General features: G+C 68.1%; 1 protein-coding gene. It reads right to left on the bottom strand.

The genetic code is table 11. From position 1 onward, the window contains the following. On the bottom strand, window positions 1-365 hold a 365-nt coding region (locus tag RM844_RS33125), incomplete at its 3' end, for a hypothetical protein (RefSeq protein ID WP_311671124.1). Window positions 366-414: the final 49 nt, after the last annotated feature.

The raw sequence follows: 414 nt of genomic DNA, 5'->3' as shown, positions 1-414 counted from the left end.
GCGCCGGTGGCCAGAACCATGAGAATCAGCGTGCGCAGCGCGTCGTCGGTGAGCCCGGCCGCCGGGAAGTTGTAGCGCCGCATCACGTCGGCGACCTTCTTGGCCGGCCGCTTGCGCGCAGCGCCCTTGGGTGTCGCGCCGTTGGTCGGTGTCTCGACCAATTTCTCCCCCAACCCCCCCGTGCCCAGCCTGGTCTTGCTGGCATGGTCGGAAACGCGTTCGCGAATCTTGTTGTTGAGCGGCAGATCCCAGGCCAGTGGCTGCGTCAGCGAGACCATCTCCAGGTCCTCGGCGATGGCCACGACCCGCACCGAAGCCACCGAACCGTCGACCGTCACCGTCAGCGCCCCGTCGGGTTCCTCCACGACGGAGGACACCTCGCCGAGCGCCGAGGACAACCGCTGCAGCAGTGAC

Source organism: Streptomyces chisholmiae (assembly GCF_031845445.1).
GTDB classification, from domain to species: domain Bacteria; phylum Actinomycetota; class Actinomycetes; order Streptomycetales; family Streptomycetaceae; genus Streptomyces; species Streptomyces chisholmiae.
Note: the sequence above shows the minus strand (reverse complement) of the source record. Positions and strands in the feature narration are given on the sequence as shown.